The sequence below is a fragment of the Streptomyces sp. NBC_01549 genome (assembly GCF_026339955.1).
In the GTDB taxonomy this organism is placed as follows: Bacteria; Actinomycetota; Actinomycetes; order Streptomycetales; family Streptomycetaceae; genus Streptomyces.
Genome location: NZ_JAPEPW010000001.1, coordinates 4,915,963 through 4,935,191 on the forward strand (window position 1 = coordinate 4,915,963; position 19,229 = coordinate 4,935,191).

19 protein-coding genes are annotated in these 19,229 nt (G+C 67.4%); 10 read left to right on the plus strand and 9 right to left on the minus strand.

Annotated elements, in window-relative coordinates; all coding sequences use genetic code 11:
• The first annotated feature begins 196 nt into the window (after positions 1–196).
• The 5 genes from OG819_RS21785 to OG819_RS21805 all read left to right on the plus strand — a co-directional run bounded on the left by OG819_RS21785 (position 197) and on the right by OG819_RS21805 (position 7,466).
• On the plus strand, positions 197–1,426 hold the full coding sequence (locus OG819_RS21785) for an RNA-guided endonuclease TnpB family protein (protein ID WP_266650902.1): 1,230 nt from the start codon (positions 197–199) through the stop codon (positions 1,424–1,426).
• A 111-nt stretch (positions 1,427–1,537) separates the two neighbouring features.
• The gene (locus OG819_RS21790; protein WP_266650903.1) at positions 1,538–2,194 is read left to right on the plus strand and encodes a pirin family protein; all 657 of its coding nucleotides are present in this window, start codon (positions 1,538–1,540) and stop codon (positions 2,192–2,194) included.
• Positions 2,195–2,289: 95 nt separating this feature from the next.
• Positions 2,290–4,791, plus strand: coding sequence for an EcoAI/FtnUII family type I restriction enzme subunit R (gene hsdR / locus OG819_RS21795; RefSeq protein ID WP_266650904.1), 2,502 nt, complete (start codon positions 2,290–2,292; stop codon positions 4,789–4,791).
• Positions 4,792–4,900: 109 nt separating this feature from the next.
• Positions 4,901–6,349, plus strand: coding sequence for an N-6 DNA methylase (locus OG819_RS21800; RefSeq protein WP_266652797.1), 1,449 nt, complete (start codon positions 4,901–4,903; stop codon positions 6,347–6,349).
• Between the two features lie 16 nt (positions 6,350–6,365).
• On the plus strand, positions 6,366–7,466 hold the full coding sequence (locus tag OG819_RS21805) for a restriction endonuclease subunit S (RefSeq protein WP_266650905.1): 1,101 nt from the start codon (positions 6,366–6,368) through the stop codon (positions 7,464–7,466).
• Positions 7,467–7,472: 6 nt separating this feature from the next.
• Here OG819_RS21805 and OG819_RS21810 read toward each other — a convergent pair whose 3' ends face one another.
• Complete coding sequence (locus tag OG819_RS21810; protein WP_266650906.1) at positions 7,473–8,135, minus strand: UPF0758 domain-containing protein; 663 nt, start codon at positions 8,133–8,135, stop codon at positions 7,473–7,475.
• 23 nt (positions 8,136–8,158) lie between these two features.
• Positions 8,159–9,787 (minus strand): DUF262 domain-containing protein, encoded by a 1,629-nt coding sequence (locus OG819_RS21815; protein WP_266650907.1) that lies wholly within the window; start codon positions 9,785–9,787, stop codon positions 8,159–8,161.
• Here OG819_RS21815 and OG819_RS21820 point away from each other — a divergent pair.
• Positions 9,774–9,932: a hypothetical protein gene (locus OG819_RS21820; RefSeq protein WP_266650908.1), complete on the plus strand. Its 159-nt coding sequence runs from the start codon at positions 9,774–9,776 to the stop codon at positions 9,930–9,932. The two genes, OG819_RS21815 and OG819_RS21820, sit on opposite strands and share 14 nt — an antisense overlap.
• Positions 9,933–9,952: 20 nt before the next feature.
• Here the strand turns inward: OG819_RS21820 and OG819_RS21825 are convergent, their stop codons facing one another.
• Together OG819_RS21825 and OG819_RS21830 are read right to left on the minus strand one after the other, a co-directional pair.
• Positions 9,953–10,147 carry a DUF397 domain-containing protein gene (locus OG819_RS21825; protein WP_266650909.1) on the minus strand — a complete coding sequence of 65 codons (195 nt, stop codon included), beginning with the start codon at positions 10,145–10,147 and terminating at the stop codon, positions 9,953–9,955.
• Positions 10,107–10,955, minus strand: a complete 849-nt coding sequence (locus tag OG819_RS21830; protein WP_266650910.1) for a helix-turn-helix transcriptional regulator — start codon at positions 10,953–10,955, stop codon at positions 10,107–10,109. The genes OG819_RS21825 and OG819_RS21830 overlap by 41 nt, the downstream gene beginning before the upstream one ends.
• A gap of 83 nt (positions 10,956–11,038) precedes the next feature.
• Between OG819_RS21830 and OG819_RS21835 the strand changes: the two genes are divergently transcribed.
• A complete protein-coding gene (locus tag OG819_RS21835; RefSeq protein ID WP_266650911.1) occupies positions 11,039–11,470 on the plus strand; it encodes an ATP-binding protein in 432 nt (143 codons plus the stop codon).
• A gap of 24 nt (positions 11,471–11,494) precedes the next feature.
• Here the strand turns inward: OG819_RS21835 and OG819_RS21840 are convergent, their stop codons facing one another.
• Both OG819_RS21840 and OG819_RS21845 read right to left on the minus strand, forming a co-directional pair.
• Positions 11,495–12,319, minus strand: coding sequence for a serine hydrolase domain-containing protein (locus OG819_RS21840; protein WP_266650912.1), 825 nt, complete (start codon positions 12,317–12,319; stop codon positions 11,495–11,497).
• A gap of 19 nt (positions 12,320–12,338) precedes the next feature.
• On the minus strand, positions 12,339–12,824 hold the full coding sequence (locus OG819_RS21845; protein ID WP_266650913.1) for a GNAT family N-acetyltransferase: 486 nt from the start codon (positions 12,822–12,824) through the stop codon (positions 12,339–12,341).
• Positions 12,825–12,955: 131 nt separating this feature from the next.
• Here OG819_RS21845 and OG819_RS21850 point away from each other — a divergent pair, with 131 nt between their 5' ends.
• Together OG819_RS21850 and OG819_RS21855 are read left to right on the plus strand one after the other, a co-directional pair.
• Positions 12,956–13,444, plus strand: coding sequence for a MerR family transcriptional regulator (locus OG819_RS21850; RefSeq protein ID WP_266624482.1), 489 nt, complete (start codon positions 12,956–12,958; stop codon positions 13,442–13,444).
• Positions 13,441–14,454, plus strand: a complete 1,014-nt coding sequence (locus tag OG819_RS21855) for an aldo/keto reductase (protein WP_266650914.1) — start codon at positions 13,441–13,443, stop codon at positions 14,452–14,454. Before OG819_RS21850 ends, OG819_RS21855 begins: the two co-directional genes overlap by 4 nt.
• A gap of 11 nt (positions 14,455–14,465) precedes the next feature.
• Here OG819_RS21855 and OG819_RS21860 read toward each other — a convergent pair whose 3' ends face one another.
• The 3 genes from OG819_RS21860 to OG819_RS21870 all read right to left on the minus strand — a co-directional run bounded on the left by OG819_RS21860 (position 14,466) and on the right by OG819_RS21870 (position 17,404).
• Complete coding sequence (locus OG819_RS21860; RefSeq protein ID WP_266650915.1) at positions 14,466–15,320, minus strand: DUF4429 domain-containing protein; 855 nt, start codon at positions 15,318–15,320, stop codon at positions 14,466–14,468.
• Between the two features lie 66 nt (positions 15,321–15,386).
• Positions 15,387–16,604, minus strand: coding sequence for an alpha/beta hydrolase (locus tag OG819_RS21865; protein WP_266650916.1), 1,218 nt, complete (start codon positions 16,602–16,604; stop codon positions 15,387–15,389).
• 143 nt (positions 16,605–16,747) lie between these two features.
• Positions 16,748–17,404 carry a TetR family transcriptional regulator gene (locus OG819_RS21870; protein ID WP_266650917.1) on the minus strand — a complete coding sequence of 219 codons (657 nt, stop codon included), beginning with the start codon at positions 17,402–17,404 and terminating at the stop codon, positions 16,748–16,750.
• A 113-nt stretch (positions 17,405–17,517) separates the two neighbouring features.
• Here OG819_RS21870 and OG819_RS21875 point away from each other — a divergent pair, with 113 nt between their 5' ends.
• Positions 17,518–19,140 (plus strand): MFS transporter, encoded by a 1,623-nt coding sequence (locus tag OG819_RS21875; RefSeq protein WP_266624476.1) that lies wholly within the window; start codon positions 17,518–17,520, stop codon positions 19,138–19,140.
• The last annotated feature ends 89 nt before the right edge of the window (positions 19,141–19,229 follow it).

The following is a 19,229-nucleotide window of genomic DNA, read 5'->3' on the forward strand; positions in this document are numbered from 1 at the left end:
AATCTGCGTGGTGACGCGGAGCGTCACGGCGGCCTGTCCATGGAGTGGGATGCGTGCGGGGCCACGTCGTTCCAGCATTTGGCGGGGTGCGCTGTGATGTTGTTCCGGCGGAGCCGGGCCGTGCTGGTGGCACGGGTGAGGTGGGGAACATTTGTTCCCGGCGACGTCGGGTGTGGCCTGTTCGTACGATCGCCGAATGCAGCTTCGGTACGCCTTCAGGTTGTACCCGGAGCCTGGTCAGCGTGGTGCGCTGGCCCGGGCGTTCGGGTGCGCCCGTGTCGTGTTCAACGACGCGGTGCGCGCCCGTGAGGACGCCCGAACGGCCGGGGAGCCGTTCCCGGCATTGGCCACCCTGTCCCAGACGCTGATCACCAGGGCCAAGCACACCCCGGAACGCGCCTGGCTCGCCGATGTCTCGGCGGTGGTCCTGCAGCAGGCACTGCGCGATGTGGAGGCGGCCTACCGGAACTTCTACGCCTCCGTCAACGACGAGCGGAAGGGCCCGAGGCTGGGCCGGCCCCGGTTTAAGTCCCGCAAGGACCGGCGGCAGGCGATCCGGTTCACCGCGAACGCCCGCTGGAAGATCACTGGCAACGGGCGTCTGTCCCTGCCGAAGATCGGCGACATCAAGGTCAAGTGGTCACGGGAGTTGCCTGCAACCCCGTCGAGTGTGACGGTGATCAAGGACGCGGCCGGACGGTACTTCGCCAGCTTTGTCATCGACACTGATCCGGCAGCCGACCGGGCCCGCTGGCGTGAGCCGGACCCCGACCGCGCTATCGGTATCGACCTGGGCCTGACGCACTTCGCCGTCCTCTCGGATGGCACGAAGATCGACTCGCCGCGGTTTCTGCGCCGTGCGGAGAAGAAACTCAGGAAAGCCCAGCGGGAGTTGTCCCGCAAACAGAAGGGGTCCAGGAACCGGGAAAAAGCCCGGGTCAAGGTCGCCCGCGTCCACGCGAGAGTGACGGACGCGCGAACAGAGTTCCACCACCAGTTGTCCACGAAGCTGATCCGAGAGAACCAATCGGTCGCGGTGGAGGACCTGGCGGTCGCGGGGCTCGCGCGCACAAGGCTCTCCAAGAGCGTGCACGATGCGGGCTGGTCCCAGTTCGTGGCCATGCTCGCCTACAAGGCGGAACGGTACGGGCGGACCTTCGTGAAGATCGGCCGGTTCGAGCCCACCAGCCAGGTGTGCTCCGCCTGCGGCCACTGCGACGGGCCCAAGCCCCTGGATGTGCGGGAGTGGACCTGTCCAGCCTGCGGTACGGTCCATGACCGGGATGTCAATGCCGCCAAGAACGTCAAACAGGCCGCCGGACTGGCGGCATCGGCCTGCGGAGCGCCGGTAGGACCAGAACCCGTTCTGGCACAGCGCGAAGAAACAGGAAGTCATGGAATCCCGCCTGAAACAAGTGCCGCGTAGCGGCACAGCAACGAGCGGGACGGCCAGAATCCTCGGGCTTCAGCCCGAGGTACAAGTCAAGGTGTTCGTTGTGACGGACGTACGGCGACGACGGCGGAACGAGCGGATCTGATGGACGTACGGCGCGCGGACGAGCGCTACCACGGAGGTGACCCGGACGCCGGGATCACCTCCTTCCACGCCTTCTCCTTCGGACCGCACTACGACCCCGACAACCTCCGCTTCGGTGCGGTGATCGCCTGCAACGAGGAGTGGCTCGCGCCCGGCGCCGGCTTCGACGAACACCCACACAGTCACACCGAGATCGTCACGTGGGTAGTGGAGGGGGAGCTGACCCATCGCGACTCGGCGGGCCATGAGTCGGTGGTCCGCCCCGGAGACGTCCAGCGCCTCAGTTCCGCGGGCGGCGTCCGCCACGTGGAACGCAACGACGGCTCGGTCCCCCTCGTCTTCGTCCAAATGTGGCTGGCCCCGCTGTCACCCGGCGGCGAACCGTCCTACGAAGTCGTCCACGGCATCGCCGACTCCACGCCGTACGCCGTCCCCGAGGCCGGGGCGATGCTCCATGTGCGGAGGCTGGCGGCGGGGGAGCGGACGGCGGTGCCGGATGCCGGGCTCGTGTACGTCCATGTCGTACGGGGCGAAGTGCTGCTGGACGGCGAGGAGTTGGGCCCCGGTGACGCGGCCCGCATCACCGGGACCAAGGACCTGGAAGCGGTGGCGGGCACCCCGGCGGAGCTGTTGCTGTGGGAGATGTCAACGGGGTGAACGGCAGGGCGGTGGGGCCGCAGGGCCGACCTGATCCAGTGGTTGATTCCGTTGTTCGCGCACCGTTGTCAGAGGCATGAAGTACACCTGTCTTCATGGGGATTGATGCATACAAGTTGAACGAGGACGAAACTTGCAAGCGGTTCGTCCTTCCTGCTCTGCGGGCAGCGGGGTGGAGCGAGAAGCAGATCCGCCCGCAGTACCGGATCAACGATGGCCGATTGGTGCCGACGCGTAGGCGCCACAAGCGGGGGGCGGCGCTCGCCGCCGACTATGTGCTCGAGTACATCCCCGATGTGCCGATCGCTGTGGTGGAGGCCAAGCGCTACCGGCTGAGCGAGGAGAACGGGGTGGAACAGGCGCGTCGTTACGCGCGCAAGTTGGGACTGTCCTTCGCCTACGCCACCAACGGTCGCAACATCGTGGAGATCGACTTCAGCGGAGACAAGCCGGCCATCCGGTCTGTCGATCGGTTCCCGTCGCCCGAGGACCTGTGGGCGCGCTTCCTGCGAGATCAGGGGGTCCGTGGTACCGAGGCGGGTGAGGAGCTGATGTCGGCGCCGTACGACTACACCCTCCGCAACACCGACAACTCCGTGAAGCGCCCGCGCTACTACCAGCGGGTCGCCATCACCCGGGCACTCGCGGCGCTTGCCCGTGACGAGCGCCGCATCCTGCTGGTGCTGGCCACCGGTACGGGCAAGACCATGCTCGCCCTCCAGTTGGTAGCCCGGCTCTCCAAGGCACCGGGGGCGTTCGGCGGGCGTAAGCCCCGGGTGCTCTACCTCGCCGACCGCAACATGCTGGTCGACGACCCCAAGGACCGCTACTTCCTGCCGGTCTTTGGTGAGGACGACGTCCACAAGATCGGGGGCGGCGAGGCCAAGCGCGGCCGGAAGATCTACTTCGCGCTCTATCAGTCCCTGGAACAGGGGGAGACGCAGGCCGAGCTGTTCCGGGAGTACCCGCCGGACTACTTCGACCTCGTCATCGTCGACGAGTGCCACCGGGGCAGCGCGAGCAGCGACTCGCGGTGGCGCAAGGTGCTGGAGCACTTCGAGCCCGCCGTGCAGATCGGACTGACCGCCACGCCCATCAGGGACAGCGGCAAGAAGACGGACACGTTCGACTACTTCGGCAACCCCGTCTACACGTACTCGCTCCGAGACGGCATTGAGGACGGTTTCCTCTCTCCCTACCGGGTGCGCAGGGTCCGGCTCAACGTAGACGTGGAGGGCTACCGACCCGAGCCGGGCAAGAAGGACATCTACGGCCGGGAGATCCCCAATGATCTTTACGGACCCAAGGAGTTTGAGCGGGTCATGGTGATCCTGGAACGGACGGAGACGGCGGCGCACTATCTCATCGACTACCTCCGCAAGAACGCCGAGGACGGGCGGCTGGGCAAGACCCTCGTCTTCTGCGAGAACAACGAACACGCCGGCCGGATGCGCACCGCGTTGCACAACATCGCCTCCGAGGAGGTCGCCGTTCTGCCGGACTTCGTCAAGCGGATCACCAGCGCTGACGTGTCCGATGCCGGGGAGTCCCTGGAGGAGTTCCGGAAGGCGGACTCCAGTCAGCCGGTCATCGCTGTGACGTCCAGGTTGCTGTCCACGGGTGTGGATCTGCCTGCGGTGCGGAACGTGGTGCTGTTCAGGCGTATGGCCTCCATGCCCGAGTTCAAGCAGGTCATCGGGCGCGGCACCCGGCTGTGTCCGGAGATCGGCAAGGAGTCCTTCGACATCATCGACTTCGTGGAGGCGACCCTCCTCTTCGAGGACAAGGCGTTCGACGGCCCACCCCTGAAGCTGCTCCAAGAGACGGCCGACGAGCAGGGCGAACTGGTGGATGTCGAGGACCTCACTCCGCTGGCCGAGGAGACGGGTGACGGTGACGGGGAGTCGGTCGCCGAGCCGCAGTCGGAGTACGAGCAGCAGGACGGCGGCTCGTTCGACCTGGGCGGGGACGACGGCGACACGGTCACTGACCAGGACGAGGTCGATCGCATCCAGGCGCGTGGCAAGCGCTACCGGGTGCGTGGTGTGGACGTCTACAAGTTGGGCGAGCGGCGTTATCAGCTCGCTGACGACGGTGTGACCATGCGGCTGGTGAGCGTCGAGCAGTGGGTGCACAACCAGGTGCTCGAACTGGACCTGGACCCGGCACAGTTGCGTACGCGGTGGGCGCGGGCCAAGAGCCGTGCCGTCCTGATGGAGGCCCTTCGAGTGGCCGACATCGACGTGGAGGAACTGCCCGAGGAACTGGGCAAGCCCGACGTGGACCCGGTGGACCTGCTGGTCAGCGCGGCCTGGGAGGGGCTCGCCGTGGTGAGCCGGGACGAGCGGCTGATCTGGTTCCGCCGGGAGCACGGAGAGTTCCTCGACTCCTTTGGCGAGCAGGCCCGTGAGGTACTGGAGGCGATGCTGGTGAAGTTCGCCGAGGCGGGGTCCCCGCAGCTGAAGGTGGACACGCTGAAGGTGCCGCCGTTCGACTCGATGGGCCGCGTGGTGGACCTGACCCAAAGGTTCGGCGGTCCCCGGGAGGCGCACGAGGCCATAGACCAGCTGGCCGTCCGGCTTCTGTCGGTTGTGTAGGCGATAGGCTCACCAAACGACAAGAAAACTTTAGTTTTGCGCAGTATTCTTCGTGTAACTAAAGTCGTCTTTGAGTTTCCGTTCTGCTTAGGCGCGCCTCGCGTCCCTGATCAAGTCCGCGCGCGACACGATGCGCAAGGACGCCGGGATGAACGGCGACCTAGACCGGCTGCCCCAGCTGTCCTGGCTGCTCTTCCTCAAGGCGTTCGATGAGCGCGTTGAGCAGGAGAACGCGGCACTGGACCCGGACGGCTACCGGCGGGCGATCGAGGAGCCGTACCACTGGGAGGGCTGGGCGACCAACCCGGACTTCAGCGGTGACGAGCTGAAGTCGTTCGTCAACGAGAGCCTCATTCCGCACCTGGCGGGGCTCGTCGGCGACAACGCGGACGACCCGCGCAACGTCATCTCGACCATCTTCAAGGACGTCGTCAACCGCATGCAGTCGGGCACGCTGCTGCGGGACTTGGTCAACATCGTCAACCAGATCCACTTCGTCTCGACCGACGACATCCACACCATGGCGTTCGTCTACGAGTCGATTCTCAAGGAAATGCGGGACGCGGCTGGGGACTCGGGCGAGTTCTACACTCCTCGTCCGGTCAACCGCTTCATGGTTCAGCAGTCCTTCCTCAAACTGGACGACTCGATCCTCGACCCAGCGAGCGGTACGGGCGGTTTCCTTGTCCAGGCGTACGAGGAACTGAAGGGCCAGGTCAAGACGGACACCCAGCGCAGGCGGCTGCACAAGAACATTCGGGGCATCGAGAAGAAGCCCCTGCCGTATCTGCTGGGCTCCATGAACCTGCTGCTGCACGGCATCGATGCACCGCACGTCACACGGGCCAACTCGCTGCTGGAGATGCGGAACTCCAACGCCGACGACAAGGTGGACGTGGTCCTCACCAACCCGCCCTTCGGCGGAGAGGAGGAAGCGACGGTCGTCAAGGCATTCCCGGACGGCTTCCGGACCCAGGAGACGGCTTGGCTCTTCCTCTACTCGATCCTTGACCAGCTCAAGCTGGGCGGTCGGTGTGCGATCGTTCTGCCTAACGGCAGTCTCTTCGCGACGGGAGAGAACTCCATCGGCGCGAAGATCAAGAAGAAGCTGATGAAGGACTGCAATCTTCACACCATCGTCCGCCTCCCACAGGGCGTCTTCGCGCCCTACACGCAGATCCCGTCCAACATCCTCTTCTTCGAGAAGACCGGTCCGACGCAGGACGTCTGGTTCTACGAGGTCCCGCTTCCGGAGGGACGCCGGGGCTACACCAAGACGAAGCCGATGCGGATCGAGGAGTTCGAGCCCTGCGTCGACTGGTGGGGCGGCAAGCAGCGCGAGGGTCGCGAGGTGGGCGAGCAGGCGTGGGTCGTGCCTGCGTCGGACATCATCACCTCCGGCTTCAACCTGGACATTGTCAACCCGCATGTGGGGGTCGACCTGGCGCGTCGGACACCTGAGGAGTTGGTTGACGGGCTGGTGAAGACGGAGACGGAGATCCTGGAGCTGCTGAAGGAGCTGCGCAAGGGGTTGGGGGCGAACAACGGTGCTGAATGAATTTCGACTTGGTGATGTGATTCAGCTGGACCGGATTGCCGTCCAAGTGGATCCTGATGTGGAGTACAGGCAGATCGGCATCAGGTCGTTTGGGAATGGAATCTTCCATCGAGACCCGTGCTTGGGTCGCGATTTGAGTAAGCTGAAGTATTTCGAAATTCACCCTGATCGACTCGTCGTGAGTAACATCATGGCCTGGGAAGGTGCAATCGCCGTTTCGGGTGAGAATGAAAAAGGACTTGTAGGGTCGGCTCGATTTCTCAGTTATCAGCCGATCGGGGAAGTTGACCTTCGGTATCTGAATTACTTTTTCCAAAGTGAGGCTGGAAAGGTTCTCGTTAAGTCGGTTTCCACGGGAACCGTCACGCGGAACCAAACTGTATCGCCAAAGAACTTTGAAAATGCGACGGTCCTACTGCCTGACGTAGCTGAGCAGCGTCGCGTCGCCAACAAACTCGACGCTGCCATGGATCAAATTGCGCAGACGGCTCATCTTAAGGAAAAGTCGAACAGTCTGACCCTCCAGCACGCCGACGCCCTATTCCGCTCCATCGAGCAGACTGCGCCGTTGGTTGAAGCCCTGTTCATGGACAGCGAATTCGCTGATGTTCAATCTGATTCCACTTACCCAATCACTGGGATCTACAGCTTCGGGCGCGGCCTGATCAAACGCCCTGTCATTCAGGGCAGCGACACGGCATACACGCGCTTTGCGCGGATTCGGGCGGGCCAGATCGTCATGAGCAAGCTGAACGCTTGGGAGGGCGCGCTCGCTGTGGTCGGTGATGACTTTGCCGACACGTATGTCTCGCCTGAGTATCCCGTCTTCAGCCTGATCGAGGGCGCAGCCGATGGTGCGTACATCGAGCACCTGTTGGCCTGGCCCGAACTGTGGGCCAAGTTGACGCCACGTGGATCCATGGTTCGGCGTAAGCGGACCACCCCCGCCACGTTGCTGGCAACTGAGGTTCCGCTTCCGAGCCTTTCCGACCAGCGACGCATCGCAAAACAACTCACTCTCGCCCGCAAGGCGGTCGACGGCGGCGCAGCGCAGGTGGAGGAGCTTGCCGTTCTCCGCCGCGCCCTGCTCGACGCGGCCTTCTCCGGTCAGCTGTAGCCCTGCTCAAACTTCCGGCACTCTCCGCCACCCCCTGTCCGTGACCACCGCATGGTCCAGGAACCGTAGACCGACCGCCGTAGCCCCCGCCGCCAGACGGGTTGTAGCCAGGCGGTCGGCCTCGCTGGGGTCGGTGCGACCCGTGGGGTGGTTGTGGGCCACACCGAAGGACGTGCCGCCTGCCGCGAGGACCAGGGCCAGGACATCCCGTACCGGGAGCAGGCTCCGGTCCGTCGCGCCCTCCGTGAGGACAGAGGTGCGGAGGACCGAGCCCGCTCCGTCGCAGACGACCACGACGACGCGTTCGTGCCGCAGGCCGTGGAGGAGGGGAGCCGCGATCGTCGCCAAGTCGGCCGATCCGTGCACCTGTGGACGAGCAGAGGGCGACGGCGGTGCGGCCCGGCGGCCCAGCTGGAACGCCGCCGCGACCCGTGCCGCCTTCGACGGGCCGATCCCAGCCAGGCCCACCGCCAGCTCATGCGCGGGGAGCCGGGACAGTTCGTACAGGCCGCCATGTCGGGTGATCAGGTGCCCGGCCAGTTCCACCGCATCCTGGCCCGGGACTCCCGCGCCCAGCAACAGCCCCAGCAGTTCACGGTCGGACAGTGCTTCCGCGCCCCGCGCCAGCAGCCGCTCGCGCGGCCGATCCCGGGCCGGCACGTCCCGCATGCGCCCCACTGCCCCACATCCCCTCAGTCCACCGAGTCGCGGTCGAGAGGCTCCGAACCATCGGCTACCGGGGCGTCGGGTTCCGGGTCGGGCGAAGGGGTGAACGCGTTTGCGTCCCCGCTGCTTCCCGCCGCCGAGCCGATGAGCTCCAGGAGCCGCCGGTGCAGCGTCTCCGAACGGGCCCGCAAGAAGGCGTCGTAGTCGTTGCGCAACGCGGCCTGGTAGGCGTCCTCTTCGATCAGGCAGGTGCGCAGTCGCTCCCGCAGGACGTCCTCGCCGTGCCAGCCGACCAGGTCTTTGAGGTAGGCAGAGGGGCGGCGGTCGGAGATCCAGTTGTTGGTGATCGCGCTGAGCGTGATCAGGTTGCCGCAGACGTTGTCCTTTCCTGCTTTCACCCCTTCCTTCCTCAGGTACGCACGCGGGAAGAAGTGGTGGAACTGCTTCCCGTTCTGCCAGGACAGTGCGTCGGCCACGTCGATGATGCGGCCGGTGTTGAGGTCGACGGGCTTCTCGTACGACATCAGCAGCACCAGAAGCTTGCTGGGCGCGTTCTGTCGTGAGAACTGTGCGCGCTGCCACAGAACGCTGCGAGGGAGAGCTGCCGCCGTCTCGATCTCCTTCGAGCGGTCCGCTGCGAATTCCGTGACCGCTGTCAGATCCGGCCCCATCTGAGACTCCCGCCAGCCCTTGAAGTACTCGCCGCTCGCTGTCAGCCAGAACCAGCGCGTCACGGCGTCGTATTGGGCCGCTGTCGGCTTGGGTAGTTGCCTGAACAGCTCGACCAGGACCGCGAACTGGTTGTAGTAGGGCAGCGCTTCGGCCTGCGGGGTGTGGATCTGGGTGGAGAGGAAGTCCACCGCCCGCGCGGCCGCCTTGCCTGCGTCGGCGACGGCCGTCTGGAGCTGCTGACGGTCCAAACCACGCAGCTCGTGGATGGACTTGGTGGAGAACCCGAAGCCCGCCGCCGCCGAGATCGTCCTCAACATGGTCTTGGCATCGACCCGGCCGTACTTCTTGGCATCGAGTACCTGGAGAAGCTGCTCGATCTCGTCCTTGAGGTCGAAGTCCTTCGACCAGGTGCCGGCCCGGATGAGATCGACGATGTCCATGGACGTGCCCGTGCTGTTGATCCGCTCGAAAATCCGGGCCGAGTCCTCCTCGGAGACATCGAGCAGCGTCACCAACGGCACCTGATAGTGCGCGAACTGCTCACTCAGTGCTTGGGCGCGGCGCTGAAGCTCGTCGCTCGGTTTGTCCCGCTGGATCCATGACAGGATCGCGCCGACCGAGGTGAGATCCCGGACCGGGATGATGTGCGGCCCCGTCGGGGCGTCCTCCGTGAGGTGCAGGAATTCCTCGCGCTCCAGGTCGTACGCGATCTCCCATATCGCGCCGGAGCCGTGCAGCGCGCCGACCAGGCTGGCCAGCCGCTGCTGCCCGTCGAGGACGTAATGCACCGGGGCGCCCTCGTGCTGCGGCACGGTGTCCAGGCCCGCGATCTCATGTCCGCTGGCCAGCTTGGCCGTTGTGCGCCACATGAGAAGGCTGCCGATGGGGTAGTTGCGGCGCACCGAGTCGAGCAGATACAGGATCTGCTGCGGGGTCCAGACGAACGCCCGCTGGAACTTCGGTAAAACGATGTCGCCGCTCAAGACCCTCGAGGCGAGTGAGGTGATCGGCGCAATCGTCGGCTCGGGCGCGCGCAACCTCGCTGGTGACGTCCCCATCACGTACCCCCTGATCGCCGGACTCGACAGCTGGAACAGCTATGAGAACGATCCTAGGGGGCATCACTGACAATCGACCGAGCCCGCGTTCTAGCGGAGCCCGTCCACGAAGGCCCGCCAGGCGTCCCGGCGGATGAACAGCGCGGGTCCGGCGGGGTTCTTGCTGTCGCGGACGGGGACGGCGCCGGGGAAGCCGTCGGCTACCTCGACGCAGTCGCCGCCGGTGTTTCCGCTGTAGCTGGACTTATGCCACCGTGCGCTCTTCAGGCCGGGGTCGTTCTCCATAACGCTCCTCCATGACACAGCTGATCAACGCCGCCGAAGCTTCAATGGAGAGGGCGGCGGCCTGGAGATGAGCGTAACGGCGTGCGGCTTCCCTGATGATTCCAGGGTTGGCGGTCATATGACCGGCAATGACGTCTTCCGTGTAGACGACATCGGGGTCGTCTTCGAATCGGAGGAGGTTGAACGACCCAGCCAGGCTTGCGTGTTCACCGGCGCTGAACGGCAGCACTTGGATCCGCATCCACCGGTGGTCGGTGAACTCCAACAAGCGGGCCAGTTGCCTCCGCATGACCTCGCGGCTGCCGATGGGCCGGTGCAGCACGGCCTCGTCGAGGATCGCCCAGGCCAGCGGCGGCCGGCCCCTCTCCAGGATGCGCTGGCGCTCCATCCGCGCCGCGACCAGGCTGTCGAGGTCGTCCGGCATGCCGGTGGCCAGCACCGCCCGCGCGTACTCCTCCGTCTGCAGCAGCCCGTACACCAACTGCGCCTGGTACGTGGAGATGTACGCCGCCTTCGCCTCCATCTCGGCGTACGGCTGGAACCAGGTGGGTAGTTGACTGCGCAGCACGAGGCCGATCAGTCGGGAGAAGACCCCGTCCGTGCCGAGTGCCGCGTCCACCCGCTCGGAGAAGTCGCGGGTCGGGATCTTCTTCGTGGTCTCGATCTGGCCGACCAACGAGCCCGTGCAGAAGATGATTTCGCCGAGCTGGCCCTGCTTGAGGCTGTGCGCCTCGCGCTGTCGGCGCAGCTCCCAGCCGTAGTAGTCGAGCGGGGAAGCGCTGGGGTCGAGTGATTGGATGTTGGCCATTGCGGTGCCTCCGGCCTGCAACGCCTCGCGGCGTTCGGTTCGTTACATAGCCGAGCGTAATCAAAACGTCGCATTCTGATGATGTGAATCACGTAACCGGTCCGCTGACCACGGACATCGAGAACGGGTACCGCGCCGAGTTCGCGGTAGGCGAGCACTCGGCCCGGCATCTGCGCCGCATTCTGCGGCTCTACCTCACCGGCACGGGCCTGCTTGAGGTGGCCGACGCGGCCGAACTTGCGCTGACGGAGCTCGTCGCCAACGTGGTCCGGCACGTACCCGGCCGCCGCTGCCGCACCTGTTTTCTGATCCGGCGCGGCGGCGTGCGGGTGGAGATCGCCGACCGTTGCTCGCGACTGCCCGTTTTGGCAACCGGTGACGTACTCGCCGAGGGTGGGCGGGGCCTGCTCCTCGTTGAGGCGGTCACCGACCGGTGGGGGGTGGAGCTGCGCCCCGACGGGAGGGGGAAGACGGTGTGGTTCGAGTGCCTGGCCAAGATGCCCGGCGGAGGGTGAGGCCGCCCGCCGACCAGGAATATCTCAGCGGCGCAGCTCCGCCAGTACCGCGTCCGTGAACGGGGTCCACGCCTCCACCGCCCAGGGCCCGAACGCCCGGTCCGTGAGGGCGACGCACGCCGCGCCCGCCACCGGGTCGACCCACAGGAACGTACCGGACTGCCCGAAGTGACCGAAGGTCCGAGGCGAGGAGGAACCCCCCGTCCAGTGCGGGGACTTGGAGTCGCGGATCTCGAAGCCGAGCCCCCAGTCGTTGGGGCTCTGGTGCCCGAACCCGGGCAGCACTCCCTTCGTACCGGGGTACTGCACGGTCATTGCCTCCGCGACCGTACGAGGGTCGAGCAGCCGCGGCGCCTGCACCTCGGCCACGAAGCGAACCAGGTCCGCCACCGTCGACACCCCGTCCTTCGCGGGCGAGCCGTCCAGCGACGTCCTCGTCATCCCCAGCGGCTCCAGCACCGCCTGCCGCAGATACTCCCCGAAGGGGATGTCGGTCGCCTTGGCGACATGGTCCCCGAGCACCTCGAACCCGGCGTTGGAGTACAGCCGCCGCTCCCCGGGCGCGGCCGTCACCCGGTGCTCGTCGAACGCGAGCCCGGAGGTGTGCGCGAGGAGATGACGGACCGTCGACCCGGCCGGCCCGGCAGGCTCGTCGAGCTCGATCGCCCCCTCCTCGTACGCGACGAGCGCGGCGTACGCGGCAAGCGGCTTGGTGACCGACGCGAGGGCGAAACGGTGATCGACAAGGCCGTGCGACCCGAGCACCGCCCCGTCCGCGCGGACGACGGCCGCCGCCGCCGTGGGAACGGGCCAATTCTCGATCGACGCCAGACTGCTCTGCAAAGACATGACTACGAGCCTAAGCGGCTCAAAGCTGCAGCCGCATCGACGGGTCGGGCTTGCGGACGAATCCGAGCGAGACGTACAGCGGCTCGGCGGCGGCGGACGCGTTGAGGTCGACCTGGGGGACGTTCCGTTCGCGGAACCAGTCGAGGAGCGTTTCCATGCACGCCCGCGCGTACCCCCGCCGCCGCGCGTCCGGATCGGTCGCGACGCTGAAGACGTGCCCGACCGCGCCGTGCGGATTGCCCGCGCGCCCGATCCGGTACTCGATCGTCCCCGCGACGAGCGCCGCGAGAGCGTCGGGCCGGCCGGAGTGGTCCGGGTGGTCCACGACGAAGGCCGCGAAGTCCCCGTCGGGGTCGGCGAGCTTGCCGCGTATGGTCGGGAGGGACTGGGCGTGCCACTCGATGGACGGGGGGCCGGCGGAGGCGAAGAGCGAGTCGATCATCACCTGGCGCAGGCGCAGTACTTCCTCGGCGTCCTCGGGCACGGCACGGCGTACGAGACTCATGATCCGCACGGTAGTCAGAGTGCCCCGCGTACGTCTCCGTATTTTCGGCGGGCGTCCGTCGGACGTCGCCGGACGGGTTCTCACCCGAACCCGCTTGCTTCGAGTGCACTCCAAGGTTTTAGCGTGGGGCCATGACGGTGATGGAGACCACGGCCGAGGCTGCCGAGACCGGCACCAGTACGCGTACCCGGGACTGCGCCGCCCCGCCCCAGCGGCACCGGCGTCCGGACGGCGAGGACAGCTACACGATCAGCGAGGTCGTCGCCTTCACCGGCCTCACCGCGCACACCCTGCGCTGGTACGAGCGGATCGGGCTGATGCCGCACATCGACCGCTCGCACACCGGCCAGCGCCGCTACAGCAACCGCGACCTGAACTGGCTCGACCTGGTCGGCAAGCTCCGGCTCACCGGTATGCCGGTCGCCGACATGGTCAGGTACGCGGAGCTGGTGCGCGAGGGGGACGACACCTACATCGAGCGCTTCGAGCTCCTGGAGGCGACCCGCCGGGACGTGAAGGCGCGGATCGCCGAGCTCCAGGACACCCTGGCGGTTCTCGACCACAAGATCAGCTTCTACGCGGACGCAGGGCGCGCCCTGGCGTCGGAGAGGTCCCGATGACGGACAGCAGGATCGCGAAGGTGGAACTGGGCACGGCCGGCCCCGAGGTCGGCGTGCAGGGCCTCGGCTGCATGGGCATGAGCGCCGCGTACGGGCCCACGGACGCCGACGAGGCCCGGGCCACCCTGGAACGGGCGCTGGAACTCGGCGTCACGCTCTTCGACACGGCCGACGTGTACGGCCTGGGGGAGAACGAGAAGTTCATCTCGCCCTTCGTCAAGGCCCACCGCGACGAAGTCGTCCTCGCCACGAAGTTCGGCATCTTCCGTGATCCCGCCGAGCCGACGAAGCGGGCCATCCGCAACGACACCGCCTACATCCGCCAGTCCGTCGAGGGGAGCCTGAAGCGGCTGGACGTCGAGGTGATCGACCTCTACTACATGCACCGCCGTGACGTGAACATCCCCATCGAGGAGACTGTCGCCGCGATGGCCGAGCTGGTGCGCGAGGGCAAGGTCAAGCACCTCGGGCTGAGCGAGGTCACCGGCGGGGAGCTGCGCGCCGCGCACGCCGTGCACCCGATTGCGGCGGTGCAGTCGGAGTGGTCGCTGTTCAGCCGGGACATCGAGGCGGGCGTGGTGCCGGCGGTCCGTGAGCTGGGCGTCGCTCTGGTGCCGTACTCGCCGCTCGGACGCGGTTTCCTCACCGGTTCGTTCGTCAACGCCGAGGATCTGACCTCGGACGACTTCCGCCGTACGATGCCGCGTTTCACCGGCGACAACGCGGCCGCCAACGCCGCGCTGCTGGAGCCGGTGCGTGCGGTCGCCGAGGCGCACGGGGCGTCGCCGGGGCAGATCGCGCTGGCCTGGGTGCAGCAGCAGGCGGCGGTGCACGGGTTGCCGGTGGTCTCGATCCCGGGCACGCAGAGGCGCAGCCGGGTCGAGGAGAACACCGCGGCCACGCGGATCGTGCTGACGCAGGACGAGCTGGGGGTGCTGGAGCCGATCGCCTCGAAGGTGGCCGGGGACCGGTACGCGGACATGTCGTTCTCGTCGGCGGGGCGGGAGTAGAGGCTCTCGCCCTACAGCTCGGCCAGCAGCTCCGCCTTCTTCGTCGTGAACTCCTCGTCCGTGACCAGACCCGCCTGGTGGAGTTCGCCGAGGTGGCGGATGCGGTCGGCGATGTCGGCCGGGTCGCGGCGGGGGGCCGCGGCCGCGGTCACCGGGGCCGGGCCCGAGGCCCGTACGGCCGCGAGGACCGAGGCGGCGAACGGGAGGGACTCGTGGACGGGGCCGTAACCGAGGCCGAAGACGACCGCCGCCGGGTCCTGGTCGGCCTGCGCGGGCTGTGCGGCGGCGGGCTCGCGCCGCAGCAGCCGCAGATGGCCCTCGAAGACCTCGGGGGAGCGCCACTCGACCCCGCTGAGGCCGGTGACCGGGAAGCTCTGGTCGCCGGCCTTCCACTTGGTGGAGGACGCGCCCGTCCAGAACCAGCGGAAGGACACGGCCTTGCCGTCGAAGGAGGCCTTCGCGTCGTACGCCTTGAAGTGGAGCGGCGCTTCGGGGGGCGCGACGAGGTAGCGCTCGGGCGGTTCGGCGTCCTCGGTGAGCGCGGCGCGCAGTTCGTCCGCGTAGTACTCGGCGAGGGTCTCCCGGTCGGCGGGCAGCACCAGCCGATAGGGGTCGCCCCCTTCCTTCAGCTGCCCCGCGGCCGCTTCCATCAGCGGATCGGCGCCCGCTCTCGGCACGGCGTGCAGGACGACCGTGCCGCGCTTGCCCGGCGTCAGTGTGACCCCCGCTATCGCTTCCAGGGGGATGCGGCGTTCGCCGAGCGCCTGGAACAGCTTCGGCGTACGGATCCCCCGTTCGAAGCGGATGAGCACGGAGTCGGACTCGAACTCCCAGGCGGCATGAAATCCGGCCAGTACGTCACCCATGCGGGCCATCGTAAGCGGCCCGCACGTCTGCGTCGCCTCCCCGGGCGGACCGCAGTTTTTCGTCCTCTACGCGCGTCCTGCCGCCGGGGCGTCGGACAAACCCTGTCGGCACGCGTCATCGTCGTGTGCGCACCGCACCGCCTCGTACGCGCCAACGCCGATCTCGGCGAAGTTGCGCAGGCTCTCGGTGCCCGGCTCGAAATAGCCGCCGTGGCCGTTCGCGCCCCGAGCGGACAGCACTCGTGCTCCGAACGCCTTCGACACCGGGTCGGCGCCGTGTCCGAGCCCGCCGAATTCGAGGTACGGCACGTCCTGGATCCAGTCGCCGGAGTCCCGCATCGCCCAGACCCGGGCGGTGGTGTGCAGCGAGGACGCCTTCTGGGCCCGCATGCCGGGGCTGCCGGCGACCGCTATGTCGGAGACCCGGGAGGGCAGGTCGCGGGCGGCGAGGCCACACAGCACGGAGCCGTAGCTGTGGCAGTAGAGCGCGATGGGCGCACGGCCGGGCAGGGCGCGCAGCAGCGCGTTCAGCCGGACCGCGCCCTCCTCGGCGCGGCTGCCGGTGGCCGCGTCCACGCCCAGTCCGCTGGGTGTGGTGTAGTCGGCCCAGGCGATCACGGCCGTACGTGCCGGGGGGGCGGCGGCCTTCTCCGCCCCGTACAGGGCCTGCGCCATGCCGACCGGCGCCGAGTACTTCTTGTTGGTGCGCTGGAACGTGAGCAGGTCGGTGTCGACACCGGGCACCACGATGGAGACCCGCTCGGCCCGGTCGAGATTTCCGAAGACCTCGGCGACCCGGCCCGAGCCCATGGGGTCGAAGGCGAGGAAATTGCGGCCCTTCTGCAGCATCGCCTCGTAGCGGTGCATGCGGCGTCCGGCCTGCTGCTGTCCCAGGGACGAGAGCCGGTTGTCGTGCATGCGCTTCTTCTCGACCTTGCGCTGCTGGTCGATGGCGACGCGGTTGGCCGCGTAGCGCAGCGCCACGGGCGCGCCGTTCATGTTGCCGACCGCGAGCGGATAGCGGTGGGCGAGACGGGTGCGCTCGTGGGCGTCGAGGGACGCGAAGAAGCGGGCGAGGCGGCTCGGCGTGGAGTCAGGGGTGGGCAGTCGCTGTCCGGCGACGCTGCCGTGCTCCCACGCGGAGCGGGACGCCTGGAGAGGGGTTGCCCCCCGGTGGCCCTGGAGTGCGGTCCAGCCACTGGTGGCCAGCATCACGAACACCACGGCCAGCGCGAGCAGTGCGCGCCAGACGTTCAGTTGGGGGGATGTGTCGAAGGAAGTCACTGAGAGGACACCCTAGGAGAAGGTTGGCGCCTCCCGTTAAATGAGTGACTGGTATCACGTTTCTCACGGGGTAATTGGGGCGAACCGGGTTCAGTTTCAGATAAATAGTGACGGTGTGTGCCCGGAGTTGATCGTTCCGTGCCTCACTCCGTGCGCCACTTCTCCGCCAACGCCGGGCCCACCTGGTCGAGGTAAAGGGTGGTCAACTCGCGGATCGCCGGGACGCTGTGATCCGCGCCCTCGCTCCACAGGCGGCCCGTGATGCGCATCACTCCGCCGAACGCGGCCACCGCGACGCGCGGTCTCGGGTCCGCGTCCACGTCGAGTCCCTCGCGCTCGGCGATCACTCGCGCGATCTCCTCCTCCAGTTCCGCGGAGCGGCGCAGATAGGCGGCGAGGAGGGCGGGTGTCGACTCGATCAACCGGTAGGCGCGCATGTGCAGTTCGAGCGGTACGGGGGACTCGATCGACTCGCCGATGGTGTCCCAGCCCTCGAGGACGGCGCGTCGCAGCGCCTCCAACGGGGCTTCCTGGGGCGGGCGTTCGCGCACGGCGGTGAGGAAGCGCGCCTCCGCGACCCCCTGGGTGAACAGGGCGACCTCCTCCTTGCCCGCGAAGTAACGGAAGAAGGTGCGCTGCGAGACGTCGACCGCCTCCGCGATCTCGTCGACGGTCGTCCGGTCGTACCCCTGGGTGGTGAACAGTTCGAGGGCGGCCCGCAGCAGCGCGTCCCGGGTGCGCTGCTTCTTGCGTTCGCGCAGGCTCGGCCGGGGCGACGTCTGGGACGCTGTCGTCTCCATGAGGTCCTCTTCTGTCCTTTCAGCCCAGCTCAGCGTACCGGTGGGTGACGTGACAGTTACCGACTTGTGAATTGGTTTGTCAATTGTCAGTGGCTGTCACTAGCCTCGAAGGTATGACTAGTCAGACCACCATCGACACGACGGGTTCGGGGGACAAGGCTCCGGTCACTCCGTCGGACAAGGCGCCGTCCGACGGGCTGCGCGGCCATCCGTGGTTCACCCTGTTCACCGTTGCCGTCGGCGTCATGATGGTCGCCCTGGACGGCACCATCGTGGCCATCGCCAACCCGGCCATCCAGAAGGACCTGGGCGCGAGCTTCGCCGACGTCCAGTGGATCACCAACGGGTACTTCCTCGCACTCGCGGTCACCCTGATCACCGCGGGCAAGCTCGGTGACCGCTTCGGCCACCGCCAGACCTTCCTCATAGGCGTGGTCGGCTTCGCCACGGCCTCCGGCGCGATCGGCTTCTCCAGCAGCATCGCCCTGGTCGTCACCTTCCGTGTCTTCCAGGGCCTGTTCGGCGCGCTGCTGATGCCGGCCGCCCTCGGCCTGCTGCGGGCCACCTTCCCGGCCGAGAAGCTGAACATGGCGATCGGCATCTGGGGCATGGTCATCGGCGCCTCCACCGCGGGCGGCCCGATCCTCGGCGGTCTGCTGGTCCAGCACGTCAGCTGGCAGTCGGTGTTCTTCATCAACGTGCCGGTCGGCGTCATCGCCCTCGTCCTCGGCCTGCTGATCCTGACCGATCACCGCGCGCAGAACGCGCCCCGCTCCTTCGACGTCCTGGGCATCGCGCTGCTCTCCGGCGCCATGTTCTGCCTGGTCTGGGCGCTCATCAAGGCCCCGGCCTGGGGCTGGGGTGACGGCCTGACCTGGACGTTCCTGGCCGCCTCGGTGCTCGGCTTCGTGGTCTTCGCCCTCTGGGAGAAGCGTGTCAAGGAGCCGCTGATCCCGCTGGCGCTGTTCCGCTCCGTACCGCTGTCGGCCGGTGTGGTCCTCATGGTGCTGATGGCCATCGCCTTCCTGGGCGGCCTCTTCTTCGTCACGTTCTACTTGCAGAACGTGCATGGTATGAGCCCGGTCGACGCCGGTCTGCACCTGCTCCCGCTCACCGGAATGATGATCGTGGGTTCACCGCTCGCCGGCGCCCTGATCACCAAGACGGGCCCGCGCATCCCGCTGGCGGGCGGTATGGCCCTCACCGCGATCTCCATGTACGGCATGTCCACGCTGGACACAGGCACCAGCGGCGCCGTCATGTCGCTCTGGTTCGCCGGTCTCGGCCTCGGCCTCGCGCCGGTCATGGTCGGCGCCACCGAGGTCATCGTGGGCAACGCGCCGATGGAGCTCTCCGGCGTGGCCGGCGGTCTCCAGCAGGCCGCGATGCAGATCGGTGGCAGCCTCGGTACGGCCGTGCTGGGCGCCGTGATGGCCTCCAAGGTCGACGGCGACCTCGCCGGCAACTGGGCCGACGCCAAGCTGCCGCCGCTCACCCCGGCCCAGCTCGATCAGGCCTCGGAAGCCGTCCAGGTCGGCGCCGCGCCGGTCGCCCCGGGCACCCCGGCCGCACTCGCCGAGAAGATCACGACCGTCGCCCACGACACCTTCATCTCCGGCATGAGCCTGGCCTGCCTGGTCGCCGCCGTGGTCGCCGTCGTGGCGGTCTTCGTCGCGCTCCTCACCAAGCGGGGCGAGAACGCGGACGCGGCGGGCGCGGGCGCCGGCCATATCTGAGCCGGTCCGTATGACCAGCACCTTTTCGTGCAGGTTTCACCTATCTGGGTGACGCCGCCGAAGATCCCTCCCGCCCGGCAGCCGTCGCA

Excerpts from the sequence above, each read along its gene's own strand:
- OG819_RS21870 (WP_266650917.1), bottom strand. The coding sequence starts at position 17,404 with ATGGAGACGACAGCGTCCCAGACGTCGCCCCGGCCGAGCCTGCGCGAA.
- OG819_RS21785 (WP_266650902.1), top strand. The coding sequence starts at position 197 with ATGCAGCTTCGGTACGCCTTCAGGTTGTACCCGGAGCCTGGTCAGCGT.
- OG819_RS21830 (WP_266650910.1), bottom strand. The coding sequence starts at position 10,955 with ATGGCCAACATCCAATCACTCGACCCCAGCGCTTCCCCGCTCGACTAC.
- OG819_RS21840 (WP_266650912.1), bottom strand. The coding sequence starts at position 12,319 with ATGTCTTTGCAGAGCAGTCTGGCGTCGATCGAGAATTGGCCCGTTCCC.
- OG819_RS21810 (WP_266650906.1), bottom strand. The coding sequence starts at position 8,135 with ATGCGGGACGTGCCGGCCCGGGATCGGCCGCGCGAGCGGCTGCTGGCG.
- OG819_RS21790 (WP_266650903.1), top strand. The coding sequence starts at position 1,538 with ATGGACGTACGGCGCGCGGACGAGCGCTACCACGGAGGTGACCCGGAC.
- OG819_RS21820 (WP_266650908.1), top strand. The coding sequence starts at position 9,774 with ATGTCGCCGCTCAAGACCCTCGAGGCGAGTGAGGTGATCGGCGCAATC.
- hsdR (WP_266650904.1), top strand. The coding sequence starts at position 2,290 with ATGGGGATTGATGCATACAAGTTGAACGAGGACGAAACTTGCAAGCGG.
- OG819_RS21850 (WP_266624482.1), top strand. The coding sequence starts at position 12,956 with ATGACGGTGATGGAGACCACGGCCGAGGCTGCCGAGACCGGCACCAGT.
- OG819_RS21855 (WP_266650914.1), top strand. The coding sequence starts at position 13,441 with ATGACGGACAGCAGGATCGCGAAGGTGGAACTGGGCACGGCCGGCCCC.
- OG819_RS21825 (WP_266650909.1), bottom strand. The coding sequence starts at position 10,147 with ATGGAGAACGACCCCGGCCTGAAGAGCGCACGGTGGCATAAGTCCAGC.
- OG819_RS21845 (WP_266650913.1), bottom strand. The coding sequence starts at position 12,824 with ATGAGTCTCGTACGCCGTGCCGTGCCCGAGGACGCCGAGGAAGTACTG.
- OG819_RS21860 (WP_266650915.1), bottom strand. The coding sequence starts at position 15,320 with ATGGGTGACGTACTGGCCGGATTTCATGCCGCCTGGGAGTTCGAGTCC.
- OG819_RS21875 (WP_266624476.1), top strand. The coding sequence starts at position 17,518 with ATGACTAGTCAGACCACCATCGACACGACGGGTTCGGGGGACAAGGCT.